General features: G+C 47.2%; 19 protein-coding genes and 1 tRNA gene. 10 read left to right on the top strand and 10 right to left on the bottom strand.

Annotation, left to right across the window (positions count from 1 at the left end):
• The 6 genes from BGX12_RS00255 to BGX12_RS00225 all read right to left on the bottom strand — a co-directional run bounded on the left by BGX12_RS00255 (nt 1) and on the right by BGX12_RS00225 (nt 5,684).
• The gene (locus tag BGX12_RS00255; RefSeq protein WP_255416847.1) at nt 1-585 is read right to left on the bottom strand and encodes a DUF1007 family protein; all 585 of its coding nucleotides are present in this window, start codon (nt 583-585) and stop codon (nt 1-3) included.
• Nucleotides 575-2,047 carry a hypothetical protein gene (locus BGX12_RS00250; RefSeq protein WP_109734092.1) on the bottom strand — a complete coding sequence of 491 codons (1,473 nt, stop codon included), beginning with the start codon at nt 2,045-2,047 and terminating at the stop codon, nt 575-577. Before BGX12_RS00250 ends, BGX12_RS00255 begins: the two co-directional genes overlap by 11 nt.
• A gap of 70 nt (nt 2,048-2,117) precedes the next feature.
• Nucleotides 2,118-2,879, bottom strand: coding sequence for an RNA methyltransferase (locus BGX12_RS00245; protein ID WP_109734254.1), 762 nt, complete (start codon nt 2,877-2,879; stop codon nt 2,118-2,120).
• Nucleotides 2,880-3,313: 434 nt separating this feature from the next.
• Nucleotides 3,314-3,384 (bottom strand) — tRNA-Gln (locus BGX12_RS00235).
• Between the two features lie 24 nt (nt 3,385-3,408).
• Complete coding sequence (locus BGX12_RS00230; RefSeq protein ID WP_109734090.1) at nt 3,409-4,833, bottom strand: carboxypeptidase regulatory-like domain-containing protein; 1,425 nt, start codon at nt 4,831-4,833, stop codon at nt 3,409-3,411.
• Complete coding sequence (locus BGX12_RS00225) at nt 4,830-5,684, bottom strand: TIGR02147 family protein (protein WP_109734089.1); 855 nt, start codon at nt 5,682-5,684, stop codon at nt 4,830-4,832. The genes BGX12_RS00230 and BGX12_RS00225 overlap by 4 nt, the downstream gene beginning before the upstream one ends.
• Nucleotides 5,685-6,120: 436 nt before the next feature.
• Between BGX12_RS00225 and BGX12_RS00220 the strand changes: the two genes are divergently transcribed.
• The 3 genes from BGX12_RS00220 (at nt 6,121) to BGX12_RS00210 (ending at nt 8,298) form a co-directional block, all read left to right on the top strand.
• The gene (locus BGX12_RS00220) at nt 6,121-6,891 is read left to right on the top strand and encodes an alpha/beta hydrolase (protein ID WP_146196192.1); all 771 of its coding nucleotides are present in this window, start codon (nt 6,121-6,123) and stop codon (nt 6,889-6,891) included.
• Between the two features lie 184 nt (nt 6,892-7,075).
• Nucleotides 7,076-7,822 carry a hypothetical protein gene (locus tag BGX12_RS00215; RefSeq protein WP_109734087.1) on the top strand — a complete coding sequence of 249 codons (747 nt, stop codon included), beginning with the start codon at nt 7,076-7,078 and terminating at the stop codon, nt 7,820-7,822.
• A 20-nt stretch (nt 7,823-7,842) separates the two neighbouring features.
• Nucleotides 7,843-8,298, top strand: coding sequence for a hypothetical protein (locus BGX12_RS00210; protein ID WP_109734086.1), 456 nt, complete (start codon nt 7,843-7,845; stop codon nt 8,296-8,298).
• Here BGX12_RS00210 and BGX12_RS00205 read toward each other — a convergent pair.
• Nucleotides 8,295-9,026, bottom strand: coding sequence for a UDP-2,3-diacylglucosamine diphosphatase (locus BGX12_RS00205; protein WP_109734085.1), 732 nt, complete (start codon nt 9,024-9,026; stop codon nt 8,295-8,297). The two genes, BGX12_RS00210 and BGX12_RS00205, sit on opposite strands and share 4 nt — an antisense overlap.
• Nucleotides 9,027-9,065: 39 nt before the next feature.
• Here BGX12_RS00205 and BGX12_RS00200 point away from each other — a divergent pair, with 39 nt between their 5' ends.
• Genes BGX12_RS00200 through lnt form a run of 3 tightly spaced genes read left to right on the top strand, consistent with a single transcriptional unit; the run spans nt 9,066 to nt 12,342 of the window.
• Nucleotides 9,066-9,638: a hypothetical protein gene (locus tag BGX12_RS00200; RefSeq protein ID WP_109734084.1), complete on the top strand. Its 573-nt coding sequence runs from the start codon at nt 9,066-9,068 to the stop codon at nt 9,636-9,638.
• A 27-nt stretch (nt 9,639-9,665) separates the two neighbouring features.
• Complete coding sequence (gene rsmI / locus BGX12_RS00195; protein ID WP_109734083.1) at nt 9,666-10,352, top strand: 16S rRNA (cytidine(1402)-2'-O)-methyltransferase; 687 nt, start codon at nt 9,666-9,668, stop codon at nt 10,350-10,352.
• Nucleotides 10,353-10,368: 16 nt separating this feature from the next.
• Nucleotides 10,369-12,342: an apolipoprotein N-acyltransferase gene (gene lnt, locus BGX12_RS00190; RefSeq protein ID WP_109734082.1), complete on the top strand. Its 1,974-nt coding sequence runs from the start codon at nt 10,369-10,371 to the stop codon at nt 12,340-12,342.
• On the opposite strand, the gene BGX12_RS00185 is transcribed toward lnt, so the two are convergent.
• A complete protein-coding gene (locus BGX12_RS00185; RefSeq protein WP_109734081.1) occupies nt 12,326-12,970 on the bottom strand; it encodes an alpha/beta hydrolase in 645 nt (214 codons plus the stop codon). The two genes, lnt and BGX12_RS00185, sit on opposite strands and share 17 nt — an antisense overlap.
• A gap of 149 nt (nt 12,971-13,119) precedes the next feature.
• Here BGX12_RS00185 and BGX12_RS00180 point away from each other — a divergent pair, with 149 nt between their 5' ends.
• From BGX12_RS00180 to BGX12_RS00165, 4 genes are read left to right on the top strand one after another with little or no spacing between them, the layout of a single operon-like run.
• Entirely contained in the window at nt 13,120-14,100 is a 981-nt protein-coding gene (locus tag BGX12_RS00180; protein ID WP_146196191.1) for a hypothetical protein, read from the top strand.
• A gap of 2 nt (nt 14,101-14,102) precedes the next feature.
• Complete coding sequence (locus tag BGX12_RS00175) at nt 14,103-15,308, top strand: hypothetical protein (RefSeq protein WP_109734079.1); 1,206 nt, start codon at nt 14,103-14,105, stop codon at nt 15,306-15,308.
• Between the two features lie 9 nt (nt 15,309-15,317).
• Nucleotides 15,318-16,139 carry a YgcG family protein gene (locus BGX12_RS00170; RefSeq protein WP_109734078.1) on the top strand — a complete coding sequence of 274 codons (822 nt, stop codon included), beginning with the start codon at nt 15,318-15,320 and terminating at the stop codon, nt 16,137-16,139.
• A 24-nt stretch (nt 16,140-16,163) separates the two neighbouring features.
• Nucleotides 16,164-16,850 (top strand): hypothetical protein, encoded by a 687-nt coding sequence (locus BGX12_RS00165; RefSeq protein ID WP_109734077.1) that lies wholly within the window; start codon nt 16,164-16,166, stop codon nt 16,848-16,850.
• A gap of 3 nt (nt 16,851-16,853) precedes the next feature.
• Here BGX12_RS00165 and BGX12_RS00160 read toward each other — a convergent pair whose 3' ends face one another.
• Nucleotides 16,854-17,099 carry a hypothetical protein gene (locus BGX12_RS00160; protein WP_109734076.1) on the bottom strand — a complete coding sequence of 82 codons (246 nt, stop codon included), beginning with the start codon at nt 17,097-17,099 and terminating at the stop codon, nt 16,854-16,856.
• A 26-nt stretch (nt 17,100-17,125) separates the two neighbouring features.
• Entirely contained in the window at nt 17,126-18,208 is a 1,083-nt protein-coding gene (locus BGX12_RS00155) for a DUF3300 domain-containing protein (protein ID WP_158278119.1), read from the bottom strand.
• Nucleotides 18,209-18,220 lie beyond the last annotated feature (12 nt).

Raw genomic sequence — 18,220 nt, 5'->3', positions numbered from 1 at the left:
TTATTGCTTCTTAAACCTTAGGTAAAGCCCTCTTACGTTGGACTGGAATGCCCTAAACATCGTTAAACCATCCAAACCATCGTCAAAGAATTCCACATCTACAGATTCCGGTGCATCTACATCGGAAACGTCCATATCCGTCGTTACCTGAATATAGTTGGAGGGATCCGCCACCACCACAACAATCATGGTGTAATCATCTTTCACAGGGCAGGTAAAAACGACATCAAAATCCAAAGTCAAACGCCCATTATTCATGGACGCCTTGAAGTTCACGATTTTTTCAACCCCAAGAAACTTGGTTCCGTTCAGCACGTAATTGAAATAATTGGACGTAGAAACAGGATCCAAAATAGTCTTCTGAAACCAGGCCAGTTCAGCCCCCGTAATGGAACCATCACCGTTCTTATCACCAGAGGCCATCATGGCCGTACTGTACATTTCATCGTACACCCAGTGGTTACGAACCGCGGTCAGGCCCGTTTCGTTAAACAGGACCTTGACGGTTGCATCAAGGAAAACATGGGGATGGGCAAAAGCCACCCCCACCGCAAAAAGAAATAACGCAAGAGCTCTAGAAAGCAAGGATAAAACCAGCCGTCAAAAGACCTAGGCCTATACCGCCAAGAGAAGCACCGATAGCGAACTTCGTATCGCCGCTATCATTTAAACGATGGTTATCCTTCACCATCTTGCGAGTGTCTTCACTGTCAAATGCAGAAAGCTTGTTGTATGCCTTCTTCTTGTCAGCTGCGTCACTCCAGTCACTTTCGGCAAGCGCCCACAGGACACCGCCTGCAATAATGGGTGCAATAGCGCCCCACAAGAGTCCGCGGCCAATTCGACGCTGGCTACGTTCCCTGTCGAAAGCTTTCTGTTCCTGAATGAAATCCAGGTCGTCAAGAACCGGAGTCATTTCCACCATCACCAGGTTGGGCATATAGGGACGAATTTCCGTCACCACGGACGTATCGCGGTAGCCCACTTTTCTCAGATAGATGGTTGCAGATAATTGGGGCTTCACGCCTTCAACAATGACGTCCGTAATAAAATGAGGCATCACATTTTCCGTAGGTTCCTCATTCACGAACACTTCCACGTTTTCCGGATTGGTATTCACCGTCAGGCGAGTTTCCGGATTACGCATAGGAATGGACACTCTGTTCAGGGAATCTGCCTTGATTTTCACCACCTGGACACCCCAGCGTTCCACGTCCTTCACCACCTTCTTGATGGAAATCGTGTACTTACCCGGCATAATGTTCTTGATGGTATCCGGAGTTACCTGATTCAGAGGAATTCCGTTCACAAAGAGAGAGCAGGCTTCCGTTTCGCTAGTCACGAACAGGTTCGCATTTCCCGGCGGATAAAGTTCAATGGTTTCCTCTTCTTCCACAATCACAGGAACCACATAGTTGGACAAGGACAAGTCAATCATGACATTGTCTTCCAAATTATACAAGCGCTTTAAGGCATAGCGATAAATGGTGATATAGGGATTCTTTGCAGCCGCTTCAAGGCTGTCCTGAATTTCACGCTGGCGAATTTCTTCTTCCACCTTGGCAATTTCTTCCAGTTTCTGACGCTGCAATTCCCTGGCCATAGCTGTTTCCAGGTCATCATCGTCACCTTCGTCTTCCTGAATGGTGACGTCTTTATGGGCGGCCACGGAATCTCTCACAGCATCCGTCATGATAATTTCCACGGTATCTTTCTTCGGAACTTCTTCTTCCTCTTCCACGAATTCAGGTTCTTCTACCTTCTGTCCGTTACTTTCCTGGAGAGCCTGATTTTCCCGGTCTACCAGTTTATCCAGCTGCTTCAGCTGATTTCCTTCCGGATTTTTTAGGTAGACCGTATCGTTCTGAATCTTGACGAAAATGGCCATCTGTTCCAAGGAGTCGCCGTTAACCCAGTAACGCACGGGGACTTCACGACTGGTAGGCGCTGCCTCAGGAGTTGCCTCAGGAACGGTCACAGGAGCGGCTTCTTCCGCAAAGGAAAAGGCCATGGCACAAAGAACCAACAAAAACAAACGCTTCATCATACTATTAAAATACATAAAAAAGGGATTTTTCAAAAAACAAATTGAAAAAAGGACGTTCAAGATGGAACAGCTAGAGTTCCTTGACCAACTTTGCGCAGTAAATCGGTCCACGCCCTTCCGAACGGTCCGGCAGGATATGGACTCCAAACTCAGTCCGATCCGCACCGGGCAGTAGATTTTCAATCTCCACCATCCTCATGGAGGGTCGTTTCTTCAGGATTTTCTTGACCACATCATCATTTTCCATAGGAGAAAGGGCGCAAGTACCATAAACAAGCGTTCCACCAGGCTTCAGGGCATCCACAGCAGAAGCTAATAGGGCACCCTGCTCTACAGAGAGTCGTTTCACACGCTTAGCAGACCAAACCTTCAGATGTTCAGGAGAATTCAGTACATGGCGGTCCGAAGAACAGGGTGCATCCAGCAAAATCTTATCGAAACACTCTTTCTTGTGGAGACCAAATTTCATACCATCATAACCAGAAACCTTGATATTTGCACGCCAGGCTTCCGGCAAGGAATTTTCAATGACGTGACTCAGGCGTAAACGACGATCCGGAGAACGGTCGTTACTCTGGAGGGAGCCCTCCCCCTTCAAGGTAGAGGCAATTACCAATGTTTTACCCCCCGGAGCAGCACACATGTCCAGGCAATCATCCCCCGGGCAGACGCCCAAAGCATTAGCCGCATACACGGAAGCTTCATCCAGGAAGTAAGGTTCCAGCCCCTCGCCAAAGGAAAGCTGAACCGCCTTACCCTCGCCCTTCAAAGCCTCCAGCAGGGCTGGCCAGCGATCACCAAAAAGTTCAGAATAGTAATCAAAAAATTCCATCACCCGCAAACATAGAAAAGATAACCCCCCAATGGATTTTTCAGGCGCTCCCAAAGGGGGAACAAAGTTCCCCCGATCCTGCGACAATCCAGACGGAATCTTCCTGAAAGAACCTAGTGGCAAGGCCCTGCCGAAGTCACTAGCAAGGGGGATTCCAAAGGGGGAACAGAGGTCCCCCCGATCCTGCGACAATCCAGACGGAATCTTCCTGAAAGAACCTAGTGGCAAGGCCCTGCCGAAGTCACTAGCAAGGGGGATTCCAAAGGGGGAACAGAGGTCCCCCCGATCCTGCGACAATCCAGACGGAATCTTCCTGAAAGAACCTAGTGGCAAGGCCCTGCCGAAGTCACTAGCAAGGGGGATTCCAAAGGGGGAACAGAGTTCCCCCTTTGCAACTAAAAAAGCCCCGGTCCAATGACCGAGGCTTTTTGGAGTTGAGTTACCAGGATTCGAACCTAGACAAACAGAGTCAGAATCTGTTGTGCTACCGTTACACCATAACTCATCGTTGTGTGCCAAAGTTAGTTATTCAATTTTCGTTTGGCAAGGGGTTTTCTAAAATATTTTTGCTGGGAGGCGTATAAGTATTCCACTGGACTTTCTGTTCAGAGTTGTCCGTCAGTTCAACAGCCGTCAAGGTGACATAGGTCCATCTAGGAGCGTCGGACTTTTCCAAAACAGAAATGACCTTCGGATCACCGGAATACAGAACCATTTCCTGCTCGCCCACCGGAAGACCGGAAAGGCTCAGCATATCGCAGGTAATATCCCTAACAAAATGAGACGTACCCTTGATGCCCACCACAACGCTGTTCATCGCACAACTACTGGACTGAGTCGTATCCTGAGAATCCACAGCAAGCTTCACTCCCGTAAGAATTGAAGCAGGCCTGCTCAAAGTATCCTCACCCACATTAAGAGTATCCTTGAGAGATTCGATTTCACCCTTATGGATATAGCGGGTAAGACCGGTCTGCACAACGATATCATCCTGTACCTTGCGGAATTCAACTCGGAAGGAATCTTCAGGCACTTCCTTAGGAAGATTAATCCACCAGCGGCCAACGCTATCGGTCTTGGTTACAGATGCAAATTCCAGAGAATCACCTTCGGTAAAGGTAAATCCGAATAGGTCCGTAATCAGGGCGACTTCAACGCCTTCGCAAGGCTTTTCATTCTTGCAAAGAACGGTACCAGACAATCTAGCGACATCCTTAGCCGCCTCTTCGGATTCCTTTACCAGGGAATCCACTTCTGCGGTGGTGCTCCAAATGAAAGGACCGATTTCAAGAGTGTCTCCGGAACCCACTTCCACAGGGATTTCCCAGCTGCGGAAGATCAGGCTATCAGCCACGCCTGCATTCTGAAGAGTAGCAACGATTCTTGCATCGTAGGGGAAGAATTCAAGCCACCAGGTGCCTGCAGGAATCAGCATACGGAAGTTTTCCTTGGCAAGCACATCCTTATAGAAGGGAGTTCCAGTCAAAGAAACCATAAAGTGAGAGCCGACAGACAAATCAGAGTCAGCAACGTCTTCATAATAGAGAACGCTATTAAAGACTGCGGCCTTTTCCAACTTGATGATATCCTGATCCAGGGAGTCCTTGGAAGCTCGAGGCATGTAGAAGATTTCTTCGGCAACAGAATCAATAATAGCCAGCTGGAAAGTGTCTGCAATTAAAGAGTCGAAAGCGAATACACCTGCAGTATCCGTGGAAGTTTCAAGCATCTTGGGAATCTGACGGGAAGAGCTATCCAGGGAAATACGAGCCATGCGGACAACAGCGTTAGATGCGATCGTTCCATCGGCCTTGTGAACAACACCGCTCATAGCAACGGTATTACCAGTATCCGTAACAGTACCTGCAGTCTTTTCGGTACAGCCAATAAGGACGCCTACAGAGGCGAGCACAAAAAACAGAGGTACAATCATATCCTTCATGTACTTTCTCATTTTTCATCCTCCTCGGTTTCGGGGGGCAGAGCCACCTTTTCCTTGCTCAGCGGGAAGAACTGAATGTTCATCTGGGCGACCATGGTTTCACCTTCGTCAGAACGAACAATATCAACGACTTCCTTGCGGAACAAGTCAATCTTGCTAATAATGCGTTCCAGACCTTCGGCGGAAACGCTCATGGTCATACAAGATACATTTCTACGTTCGGTGCTGTAGTGATCCAGGGCGTCTTTACCAAGGTCTATCATCTGCTTTTGGAACTGATGAACGAATAGCGGAGCAATTTCGGAACCGCTGAAGATAGCCTTGTTAACAGAACGATAGCAACCGGTAATATCCAGTTCGATAAGGCCAAGAGCCAGTAGCAACTGGATAGCCTGCTTTGCCTGAGGCAAAGTAATACGGGGATTAAGGAACAATGCAAGTTCCTGGATATTCTTTTCGCCAATGTTTAGGATGGCGAGAGCTTCACGGGCAGCAACATAGTACCACTTGCTGTAGTACTCCTGCTGGTTCTTCGTGAGAGACTTGACCGCACTAGGCAGTAGGGCAGACATCTGTTCGAAGATAGCCTGCTTGGATGCGGCGGTAGTGGCGTGAGTAAAGTCCACCATTAAGGTGAAATAGCGACCTTCCTTCTCGGTCAGGCCCAAAGCAGAAATGAACTTGGGCAGCATCTGAGGAGTAAGGGACTTACGGCCACGGACTAAATCCAAATAGAAACCGGAAGAAGAGTATCCGGCCTTCTTTGCAAAAGATCTGTAGGAAAAATACCTCTGGACGGACTTACGATAGTCGTAGTAGTCCTGCAGGTACTTCCTATAGTTATAGTAAGCATAAACGTTCATCGGGAACAAATATAAATTTTTTGCTCATTTTTGGGAACACTAGATTTTGTAAAACAACGACAAAAAAGAGGCTTTTTCAGGGCATCAAGCCCCATAAACCATAGGAAAAACAGCGGAGAACACCTAGAGAACACTTTCGGGAACACTCCGCAAAAAAAGTATACCACCCCCACAATTTTTTGGATATATTTGGGGAACACCCAATCCCATCCCTCGGACTCTCACCGACACTCCCGGCGAGAGTCCTTTTTTGTTGCAGGGGGCGCTGCCCCCTGGACCCCCTGGCTCTTGCGTTCGCAAGAGCGACTTTTATTTTAAACGTCATTTTTCCGCATTTTAAAGGGGGCGCTGCCCCCTGGACCCCCTGGCTCTTGCATTCGCAAGAGCGACTTTCATTTTTAACGTCATGCTCCCCTCTTTTTTTTATCTTTGGGGCATGATAAAAGAGTTTTTCTTCCGTGTGCTTCGTTTTATTGGTGTCCTGGGGGTGATTTACATCAGCATGGTATTTTACCTGGCTTTGACGGAAAGGCAGAAGGCCTTCCCTCGCGCAATCACCCATAAGGAAGCGAACGAAGCGATTTCCGGAAAGGCAAAGGGCATTTCCTGCACTCTTGAAGACGGCACCCTTCTTGGAGGCTGGATGATGGGAAACGGAACCGCTCCTATCTTACTGTATTATCCGGACGCCGAAGAAGATGCTGCTCAATTTCTGGCAGAAGTTGGCGAACACCCTAATTTCACTTTGGTATCCTTTAATTACCGAGGCGGCGGCAACAACAAGGGAACTCCATCCCAAGAAACTTTTGAATCTGACGCAAACCAAATCGCCCAGTGCGCAGCACAAGTAAACGAGTCCGGATTCGCTTACATCGCAGGACGAGGTATCGGAGCAATTCTCGCCGCAAAGCAGGGGCTTATTCCAGCATACAACAAAACTCCCTTGCTTTTCATCGACCCCGTATTCAGTATTGCCGACGCAATTTCCAGCAAGTATGGTTTCCTTTATCCCAAATTTTTAATCCGTGCAGACGTTTCTATTGAACCTGATCAACTGAAAAATTTGGAACAAAGGGCGTCCATTATTTATGACCAAAGCCAATTCGAATTGAGAACAAACGAAAACAGTGTGAGCCTCGTCACATCCCGTAAAATCTTGCGTAAAGGCAATCCGCTTAAAGAAGTTTTTTCAAATTTGAGCAAATAAATTTAAAATTTTACGTACAACGTCACTAGAGGCAATTTTCGAATTTTCACAAAGTTTTTTTATAGCAGAGCAAACGCTTACAAAAAGATTATTTTGTAAATTACTTTATACTTTTTTCTCACAACCCCTCACAAACTCCGTAAATTTTTGTTAATTTACCTTTAAAACATAAAGGAGTTGTTAAATGGAAAATATCATCGTCAAAATGGACATCCGCGGTTTCCTTCGTTTCCCCCTTCAGGCAATCAAGGCCCTGAAGCTGGATAAGCTGGCAAAGCAGGAAACCAACAAGAAGGGTGAAGTTACCGAAATCGGTCCCTATGCAGATATCGAAGTAGATCCGGTCAGCAAGCGCATTGCAATCACCCCCACTAAGGAACCTAAGGCAACCTCCTTCCGCTTTATTCCTGGTGTAAATGGTTCCAAGTCCAAATTCCTTTACTTTAAGGGCGCCCTGAACGCTATCGGCGAAAAGATCGCCACTGGTTCCTACGAACTGGAAAAGGACGGCAACAAGTACATTTTCACCAACGCAAACTCCAACAAGAAAAAGGGTACTTGGCAGCCCATCGCTTGCCGTAATGCCGTCGCTAACAAGACGATGCTTTCTATCGACACTCGCGGCACCATTATTTTCGACAGAAATACCAAAAATGGCGTGAACACCATCGTCAACAAGACTATGGTTGCCGAATTCGACAAGGCAAAGAAGACATTCACCTTGACTTTCAGCAAGGAAAAGGGTTTCATCAACGTCCGTACCATTGCTAGCCACGCAAACGCATCCTTCATGGGCACCCTCACCTCTCACGGCATCGCTCTTCCCAAGAGCAGTTTCCGTACAGAATGTTCCGTGAACGGCAAGACTGTAACCTTTAACGTTGCAGCACTGGTCGCAAATCAGAAGGCAACCAAGGCTGCCAAAAAGTAACCTGACAAACGAGGTCAATCATGGTTGATGTTTTCAAAGTATTCTACACAACCCACTACAACATCGGCGCTTTAAGCGTTCTGCTGTTGCTGTTCCTGATTTTCCTTCTTTCCAAGAAGAACCTCAGACTGGGCGTTGTGATTTTAGCCATTCTCGCAGTGCTGAACGTGGCTATTTACAAGAAGACCTTTAACAGGTCCTGGACTATTGAAATTCAACCTGAAAAGGCTGAAGCTAACGACGGCTATGCTCACGACGAAGTCGCTCCCGAAACGGTGACCTTCTCCGTCAAGAACTGGTCCATCGTAGATGACAAGGGAACCACTCACCATTGGTGCTGGGTAGAAGATTACTGGGAATCCTTCGCCAACACCGATATCGTAGCGGCCATCTGGGGCGACAACGCCGGCAAGAAAGTCAGAAAATCCACGGAGTCCCGCCTGGATGGTTCCGCACCCCAAGGCGGCGAAGACTAATCGTTTATCGAGAACTCTTTCAAGTTTATCTCACCTGCATCCATCTGGAGGTAGGTGAGTTTTTTTATCCACTCGCCAGAAGACGCTGCCGTACCATGTTCCAATTTCCAGATTCCGGGAATATGGATGTGGCCAAAAATGCAGAAGTCACAGTCTTCCTTTTTCATGGTACGATCGGCCCAAGCCTGGTATTCCTTAATGTTGATAATGCGATCTTCGCCAGCCTTACGACTACTACGACCAACAAATCTGGCAAGGGCCATTCCCCAATCCGGGTGAATCTGCTTGAAGAGGAAGCGGTTTAACGGGAAATCCAAAATGCGACGGAACAGACGGTAACCAAAATCAGACTTGGCAACACCATCCCCATGCCTAAAAAGAACTCGTTTCCCCTGTATTTCCAGAACCACCTGCTTATGAACCTGAACACCCAAGGACTTCGGGAAAAAAGTACCATAGGCAAAATCATGGTTTCCCTGAAGCAAATGAACTTCCGTTCCGGATTCCACGAGACGCTTTAAAGAAAAATACAAGTCGAAATGGTTACGGCATACATAATCGTTGTATTCGTACCAAAATTCAAAAAGATCCCCCACAATAACTACGTGGGAAGCCTTTCCCCGCAGGGAGTCCAGAAAGCGAATCAGGGCAGATTCACGTTGTCCAATCGCTCCAGGAGGGTTTACGCCTAAATGAGCGTCCGAAATGAAGAAGGCTTTACGATCCATGTCCCCAATCTAAAAAAATCTTTAGCTATTATTTGGTCAATGATTACTAAAATGAAAAAAGTCTGGCTAATTTTAGCATCCGCCTCCACGCTCCTCTTGGGAACATCCTGTTCAGTGGATCTTACTCGCCTTGGCGGCCTCGACCAACCCAAGACAATTCCATTCTTCGAACCGATTACCATCAATTATGGCGGTCAGACTGCCGTTCTGGACGTTCAGCTACAGCGAGCCTATACCGCAGCCGTAGATACGACGGTCTACCCGATGGAATCCTGCAGAGGAAACATCACCATCGAAGCAGTCGTAGAATCCAATACCGAAGAAAAAGGTAGCGCCTGGGCAGTTCCTCTGACGGTTTTCCCCTTCTGGCCCATTATGCCGGTGGATGAAACCCTAAAGTACCACATGACCACCCACATTTTCTGCAACGGAAGTCTAACATTCAAGGCTGAATTCGATGAATCCGAACTGGTCAGAGCTTTCTGGTATGGAAAACTTCGTTCCGATTTGGTAAACCAGGCCTCCGAAGCAATGCACCAGCGACTGCTGAATCGCTTGAAGTACGAACTGCAATTGAATCGCAACTCCGATCTGAACGCCGGGCTGTCCTAGCATATTCCTATTTGGTAGATTAATCCTATGTCCCACACCTTGTACATCGTAGCAACTCCTATTGGAAATATGGAAGACATCACTTACCGTGCTGTCCGAATCCTAAAGGAAGTCCCCCTGGTCCTGGCCGAAGATACTCGCCACTCCAGAGTTTTGTTTGACGCATACAATATCGGCACCCCCATGGAAGCCTACCATGACTTCAACAAAGAAAAGGTGACCCCGAAATACGTGGAATTTCTAAAGAACAAAGGTGACATCGCCTTGATCAGCGATGCTGGAACTCCCGGCGTTGCAGACCCTGCATTTAACTTGGTCCGTGAGTGCGTCCGCGAAGGCATCGATGTGCGGGCAGTTCCCGGTCCCTGCGCCATGATTACCGCCTTGGTATCCAGCGGCATGCCCACCGATCACTTTACCTTCCAGTATTTCTCCCCCAAGAAAAGCGCACAGCGAATTCACTTGCTTGAAAAACTAAAGGAAGAGGAATCTACCCAGATTTTCTACGCAAGTCCCCACAACATCGACAAGTTTGTGGAAGAAATCAAACAAGTCTTCGGAGATATTAAAATCGCCCTCATGCGAGAACTCACCAAGAAGTTCGAAGAACATCTCATCGGGACGCCAACTGAGATTACGGCTCATTTCAAGAGTCATCCGCCGAAAGGTGAATTCGTCCTGATTTTCAATCCCCAGGACAAGAGCGGTCTGTAATCTAACAGGATGAATCGTGCAGAGATTTAAGAACTACGTCAAGGACCTTCCCAAGATTTATCGGGCCTATTTCGCCATCGTCCTTCTTGCAGAAATCGTCATTATCGCTTTACGCCCCGACGAACCAGGTCTTTACACCTTCCCTCCCCAGTGCGTTCCACTGGCATTAGCTCTTGTATTTCTTCCTTTCAAAAAAATCCGAAAGGCATTTACCCGCTGGATCTACACCTACAGTTCGCTATCCTTCATATTCCTCGCCATAGATTACAACTCCTTCAATCACAATGGCGCAGGCCACGCAGGCCTTATTCATATTGCAACCACATTCCTCCCTGCAGGACTTTTCTGGATATTCAAGTTCATCTGCTGGAACGTCCGTCGGGTTAAGGAAAGGGACTCCCGCACAGCCCTAATACTAAGCGTCTTCGCCTGGGGTCTTTACGCCTTTGCATTTCCGCCCATGCCCTTGGGCCCCGCAGCACTCCTTTTGCTGGTTCCCTGGTTCATCGTCCTGAACCGCTTCGGTCGTCAACAGGCACTTTTTGCCACCTTCTGGTCAGCAGTCCTGTACAACACCATCAATTACTACTGGATCTACAACGTAATGAATGTAGAAACAGCACCATCGGGACTGATCCTGTTCGGCCTCTTCCTGCTCATCGCCTATTTCAGTGCCTACAACGTTCTAGCCGCTTTTATCTATACTATCGTAAAGAACGTCCGTATCAAGGGTCACCGTGTTCTTCTCTGGATTTATCCTGTATTCTATGCCGGCATCGAAATGACCCGAACCCGCGGGGACTTCAGCTTTCCCTGGAGCCACCTAGGCTACGTATTCGGGAATCATGTCGAATTTCTCCAGATGCTCCCCTGGATAGGCATTTTCGGATACACAGTCCTGGTAGTTGCATCCAACCAGGTTGTAGCAGGTGCATTTGAACGTCTGGCAGGAAATCTGAAAAACAGGCAGGAACTGAAGAAAACCGTTCCCCTCCTGAGTGTACCAGTCATTCTTCTCCTGGCACTTTTCCTGCAGGGAACCTATGTGCTTTCCAAGCCAGAGGCAGCCCCCTTCTACGGGGCGGAAAACAAGGAAAATCCCTCCATCGCCCTGGTCCAGCCCAGCATCGCACAAGGCGCCAAGTGGAGCAAGGAACGCTTCGACAACATCGTCAACAAAACCTTAGGTATGGTGAAGGACAGTGTTCCGCCAGGAACAGACTTGATCGTTCTTGCAGAAACAGCCATTCCCGACTACATCCGCCGACAGCCGAAAGTCATCCGCAGATTGCATCGTCTAGCCGACGAAATGCAAGGCAGCATCCTTACAGGTACATTGGACTACAAACGCAACGACCCCGGTTCCATCCGTACATACGACATTTACAATTCCGCATTCCTCTTTACGCCCAACGACATTTCCTTCCCCAAGCGTTACATCAAGAAGCATCTGGTGCCCTTCAGCGAACGCATCCCCTTTGATGATATCTTCCCCATTTTGAACTACGTGGACTTAGGTGAAGGAGATTTCGTTACCGGCAAGGAAACTCCCGTTTACGGACCTTTCAAGTGGACGCCTTACATTTGTTACGACGCCATCTTTGGGGATCTCATTCGTGAAGCGATCCGTGAAGGTTCGCGCCTGATGGTGAACATTACCAATGACGGATGGTTCGGCAGGAGCACCGCCCCCTACCAGCACATGAATTTGATTCGCTACCGCGCAATCGAAAACGGAATGCCTGTTGCCCGTCTTGCAAATTCCGGGGTATCCCTGTTCATCGACCAGTACGGACACTACAATCAGAATACGGATATTTTCGTAGATGCTGTCATACAAAGAAAAATGCCCCTCAAGACAAGGGACACTCTTTATAGTCACATAGGCGATGCTGTAGAAACCGCTTTGCTTTGGTTCTTCCTAATTTACCTACTTGCAAGTCTCGGGTTCTTCTTCAAGAATTTCAAGACTTCTAGAACAGAAGCATAGGCGGCCAATGCCCGGCCTTTGGTCTTTCCTTAAATTGAGCATAAGGCAGATAGTCCTTTAAGCAACTGGTCATGGACGGTTTTATCGCCTGATCCATTCTTCCGTAAAGGACCTTTGTTTCCCCAGACCCATCAAAAGGAATTTCAGAATCTATCTGATTTTGCGCAAGGAATGCAAGACCCTCTCCTAATGCAACGGGAGACATTTTCTTTGCGGCCCCACGCCATTCCTCGACCCAGTCTCCAAACTCGTCTTCAAATAGTTCCATAAAAGCATTCAGGAATGGATCTACGGAAGATTTTGTCTGGGTAGCAATAAACATTAAATTCTGCTGATTCCAGTTATTTTCTTCAGAGCAGAAATTAGCGAAAGGTGAAAGCAAAAGCCAGTTCTGATCCTTAGGACGCTTCTCCGAATTTTTCAGAAGGGCCATGGCACCAAATCCCCAGCCTACCACATGAGTAGCGTCCTTCATCCCATCCAATTCATAAAGACTAGACAAGTGCGCAATCATGTCTTCATAGCCAACAAAAGTGTGCTCCGCACCAGAGCTCACTTCCATTAGGTCGTCTTCCCAAAGACTCAAGTCGGACGCCCAATCAGGTAACCAAATCCACTTTTCGTACATAATTGTACCTCGCACCCAATTGTAAATTCTTTTTTAAATATACAGCCTTTTTTCACAAAGTATCACTGATCCGAAAAAAAACTCATTTCGCCTTTTATTTTTTCACTTCTACTTGACTGCCCTATAGTGTTTACATATTTTTTATTTGTATGAAAAGATTAAAACTCCTTCTCTGCAGTACCTTGATGGTAGTGGGTGTGGCCTGCTCTGGCACCGCAAACACGCAAAAGGAATCCAATAAGGAAACCCGCCAAAAGGCGAATGCCGCATATAACGAATTGGAATATGGGGCACAAAAAAATGTGACCAAGAACAAATCCGTTTTCAAAGGAACGGACGCCAAGAACCTGACTTCCTCTGAAAATATGGTGAAGCCAGTAATCATGGTGATGCCGGCTCCTAGCGGCAAGAGTTTTTCCGTACAGGAAGTGGTTGCATCCAATCCAGAGGCTAGAGCAACCATGGAAGGAGTCATGGACTACCTCACCAAGAAAGGTTATGAAGTCAAGTCCCTGGAAGGCAGTGCCGAACTAAACAACCTCATTCAGATGCAGAACGACATTATTGGCACAGAGGACGATCAGAGCTACCTGGCAAGCCTATCCCTTGACGCCGATATCTACATCAAGTTTTCGGGATTCCTGAATAGCGACGGGCAGGTCTTTGTGGAATTGAGCGCCTATGAATCTTCTACCGCAAGGCAGCTGGGTTCTCACAGCAGCTCCGTAAATAGCCATGGACGCACCTCACCCCTCGACATGAAAGCCAATTTGAAGACCGCAGCAAGCAAGGCCATGAGCGGGCTGGAAACCAAGCTCGTTTCCTACTGGCTGGACGACATGAAAAAAGGCGTCCAATATAAGATCATCATGAATATCAAGGGCGACTACAGCGACTCCCAGCTGGAAGACTTGCAGGAAAACGTAGTAAATAACCTGAAGGCATCCTTCAACAAGGTCAAGGTGAACACAATGACCGCCCAGACCATCGATCTCGTTGCCTATGCTGATCCAGAAAAGGTGGATGACGCACAATCTGTCTACAGCGAAATTCGTAAATTACTGAAGAGTCTAGCGGAAACTAAAAAGATCAGCATCACCAAGAAACTGATCATTATGGACGTTAAATAGATATGAACCTTAGATTGTTGGCTATATGCGCATTGATGACCGTTCCTGCATTTGCAGGACGCATCGTTACGTATACCGCAACCTCTAACGTTTCTCAGGAAGAAGCGAACAACGCCGCCGTTGCAGGCGTCGCGAAGCAAATATCCGCCCAGATCGAAGCGAACCAGGTCATGAACAAAAGCGAGACCGAGGTAAACGGCAAGAGTAGCTTCAAACAGACTTACAAAGCCCAGAACAAGGTCCATAGCGACATAAAAATCAAGGGTGTTGAAGTCACCGCGGTCAAGACCACAGACGGTTTTAAGGCAACCGCAAAACTTGATCTGGACATTTTTACAGCAGATTTGCAGCTAAAGTTAAAGACAATCCAACAAGACATTACCGCCCTAGAAGAAGAGGCTAAAAACGCACTGAACGCCAGAAACTATTCTAACGCAATTAAAGCCATAGAGAAGGGTCAGCCCATGATTCTTCAATATCAGAAAATTCTGGATCAGCTAGGACAGGTTTATCCCGTTAACGAGAGTCACCGACTGCGTCAAAATTTGGCGGGTATCGAAACCTTGATTGTAGACCGTCTTACCAAAATCAAGATGGAAGGACCTACCGAACAGTTTGTATTAAGCAAGCCGGAAATGCCCGCCTGGGAAGTGACCGTATACGATGAATTCGGTCCCCTCCCCAATTTCCCTCTTGTAGCAAAACAGGGACGTCAGACGCTCTCCGAAAGAAGAACTCAGGACAAGGGATCTACGACATTCAATCTTCGTAACGTAAATTTCAGTAACGGCCCCTACGTCGTTTACGTGGAAGCAAATCTGCCCCAAGCAATTCTACGAGATGCAGGAATTCAAAATAGCATAGAAGTAAGCTATACCGTTTCCCAAGTCAAATGCAATGTTCAATTAAAGTGCAATGGCATAGCCAACATTTGTAACGCAATTGAAAATGGTCTTTCCAAAGCATCCATTTTCAACAGTACCGATGAAAAGGCCCCAATGATTTTCGTGGAAACATCCACCCAAGTAAAAAACACCTTGGGAGCATTGACTTCATACAACATAGACATCATCCTTAAAGGAAACAACATCTTGTTTAGCCACTCTACCAAGGGAGCAGGCAAAAATGAAACGGACGCATTGGTAAAGGCAATTAACAAGATTGACTTTGCAGACATCAAAAAACAAATTGGATCTTCCTGCAAATAAGGATCGTTAATGAAGAAACTTCTTATAGCCTTGTTCGCACTCGTGATGTTCGCCCATGGGAACCTTTCCTTAGAGGATATCCCTTCAAAGCCATCCCACAGCTACGTCTATGACGAAAATAAATTCCTGACCGCCCAGGAAATCCAGCGTTTTGATGAATTATCCGATACGCTCTATAGCAAGGCCGGGGTTGCCTTAGCCTGCGTCATCGTCAATGATATTGGAGATGTTCCCTATCGAGAATACGCAGCCAAACTTGCAGAAAAATGGAATATCGGCGGCAAGTCCGATGAAGGTGTCCTTATTTTCGTCGCTTTCAAGCAGAAAAAGAAATCTATTGAAATCGGCTACAAGGCAGAAGATTATCTGCCGGTCATTAAGGTTGAAAAAATCCAGCATAAGACGATTGTCAAGTCCTTCAGAACGCAAAACTACAACGAAGGAATTCTGGAATTCGCCTATCAAATTTCTAAGACGGTCGCAAAAGAAAAAAACATCAGCTTAGGAATAGATGAAAGTAAATTCAAGAAAGACGAAGGCAACGCCGCAAGCATGATCCTCTTCTTCCTTTTTGTACTCTTCATGATTATCGGGCTTAAAGCTAGCGGAAGAAAGAAAGGATGGTTAGGCACTCTCGTCAACGGTCTTATCCGCCGTAAGCCCAAGGCAGACAAAGAAGAAGCTCCTCTCACAAATCTGGGAGGCTTTGGAGGAAACTTCGGCGGCGTACGCAGTTCCGGATTAGGCGGCAGCTTTGGTGGCGGCTTCGGCGGCAGTAATTTTGGAAGCGGCAGCAGCTTTGGTGGCGGTTTCGGCAATAAAAAATGGTAAAGCTTTTTTGCAACGGATACAGTTATGAGAAAACTACTTAGTGTTCAAGAAATCCAAAACTCTGATTGGCCCGGTATTTTGCAAAAATCCCTGGGCGATAACCTGGTGTCTGCATTTGTCCATGGGGACTGCCTTATGGAAGGCCACGATGCGATTAGCAGTCCCTGGACCATCAGTTTTATTCTAAAGGACAACTCTGTCAATAGTCTAAAAAAGCTGCAGGAGCTGCTGCCCAAGGCACAAAAGGAAAACATTGAATTCCTTTACTTCTTCACTCAGGACGAAATCAGTGCCTCCGAAGATGTATTCCCGCTGGAATTTCTCCATCTGGCAAACAGAAACCAGGCCATTGCCGGTAGCGATCCCCTAAAGGATTACACCCCAAATCTTTCCTGCCTCCGTCTGGAATGCGAGCGCGAACTTCGCGGTCTCATGATTCACCTGCGTCAGGCCTACATCCACCTGAAGGAAAACCGAAATTCAGACGGTTTCTTCATGCAGGCAACGAACACCATCCTTCCCATTATGTATGGTGTATTCTACCTGAAATTCAGAAATTATCCGGCAAGTCACGACGCCATTTTCAGAAGTTTTCCCGGCATCAGCATTCCTGAACGTAGCAAGAATGCAGATCAGTTCGTACAAAAAGTGGATGACTACATCAATGCAGTCACCCGTATCATTAACGAAGTGGATAAGTTAGACGTCTAGAGTCTAGAAGGAACTCTTCTTCTTTTCCGGAAATTTTTCCACAGCCTTTACAGCGTAGACATAAAATTCATTCTCGGCAAGAATGTCTCCGTCCTGCAATTCGCAGTCCAGACGGATATCCAGTTCTACGCCATCACGAGCGATCCTCATGAAATTTTTATCACCCAATTCCTTGTTTTCAAAGAGGACATCAATCACTTTCTTATAAGTACCGTGATGGGTAGTGCCTAAAATTTCCGTACAGAGCATTTCTTTTCCATTTACGTTGTTAATGTTTAGCGTTTAATGCGGGTAAAACCACCGTTGCCGCCACTTGCAGAATGCTTCTTGACAAGAGGAGAAGATGAAGAAGTATTCTTGTTGGAAGAAGGGGGCGGGTTGTCATCCTGACGATGATCTTCCCAGGAGCCGTTTCTGCTAAAGGTGCGGCCTTGTTTTTCGTTACGATTGTCACTCCGACGATCTTCAAATCGGTGTTCATCTACACGACGATCCGTCCAGCGATCTTCGGTTCTACGATCATCCAAGCGATGATTTTCCGGCCGTCTATCATCAAAGCGGTTTTCACGGGGCCTTGTAGAGGAACGAACAGGTTCCAGACGACGATGTCGAGGAGGAGGACTATATCGACGAGGATGATGAGGAATAGGTCTGTGATGATACCAACGATAGTCTCTCACGTAGATAAAATGAGAATCCCATTCAAACCAGCAAGAGCCCCAGCCCCATTCGCCAAACCAGGATCCAAGCCAGGCATGATGGTGGTACCGAACGGCAGGATCCCCCCCTGCATGAACATAGAACACCACGTTAGGATTATAAACGGGAACATAGACATATTCCGTACGGGTAGGTTCAATAACGATGGTTTCATTCTTTTCCACGCGAACCTGATCATCCGATTTCAATTGGCCATGATCGTAAGCACGAGAACGCAAACGCTGAACAGCATCCATCACATCTTCCTTCTGGACGGAAACCGCATCTCCAAGCTGATCAGACCAGGTACGATATTTCGCCATAGTTCCAAGAACGGTGGGGAACGGAATCAAAGCCTGCACGCTGGGATCGTAAGATAGATTCGCATTTTCCATTGCAGTAGCAAGTTCTTCGCCCTTTAAATCCTTATGAGCCTGAGCCCATTGATTTGCAGCAGGTATCTGTTCCCCATACGTAGAAGCTGTCAGCACATGTACCAATAGCGGATCTGGATACAGCGCAATGGTTGCAACCAGCGTATCCAATTCGCTAGGAGTAAAATTGTGTGCGGCATTTGCAGAAGACGGCAAAGCCGCCATGCAAACCAGCAGAATTCCCAAAAACCTTGACCAAGCACTTTTAAACAAATCTTTCATCATGCGGCCTCCTAT

Source organism: Fibrobacter sp. UWR4 (assembly GCF_003149045.1).
Lineage (GTDB): Bacteria > Fibrobacterota > Fibrobacteria > Fibrobacterales > Fibrobacteraceae > Fibrobacter.
This window is presented reverse-complemented; position numbering and strand designations above follow the sequence as displayed.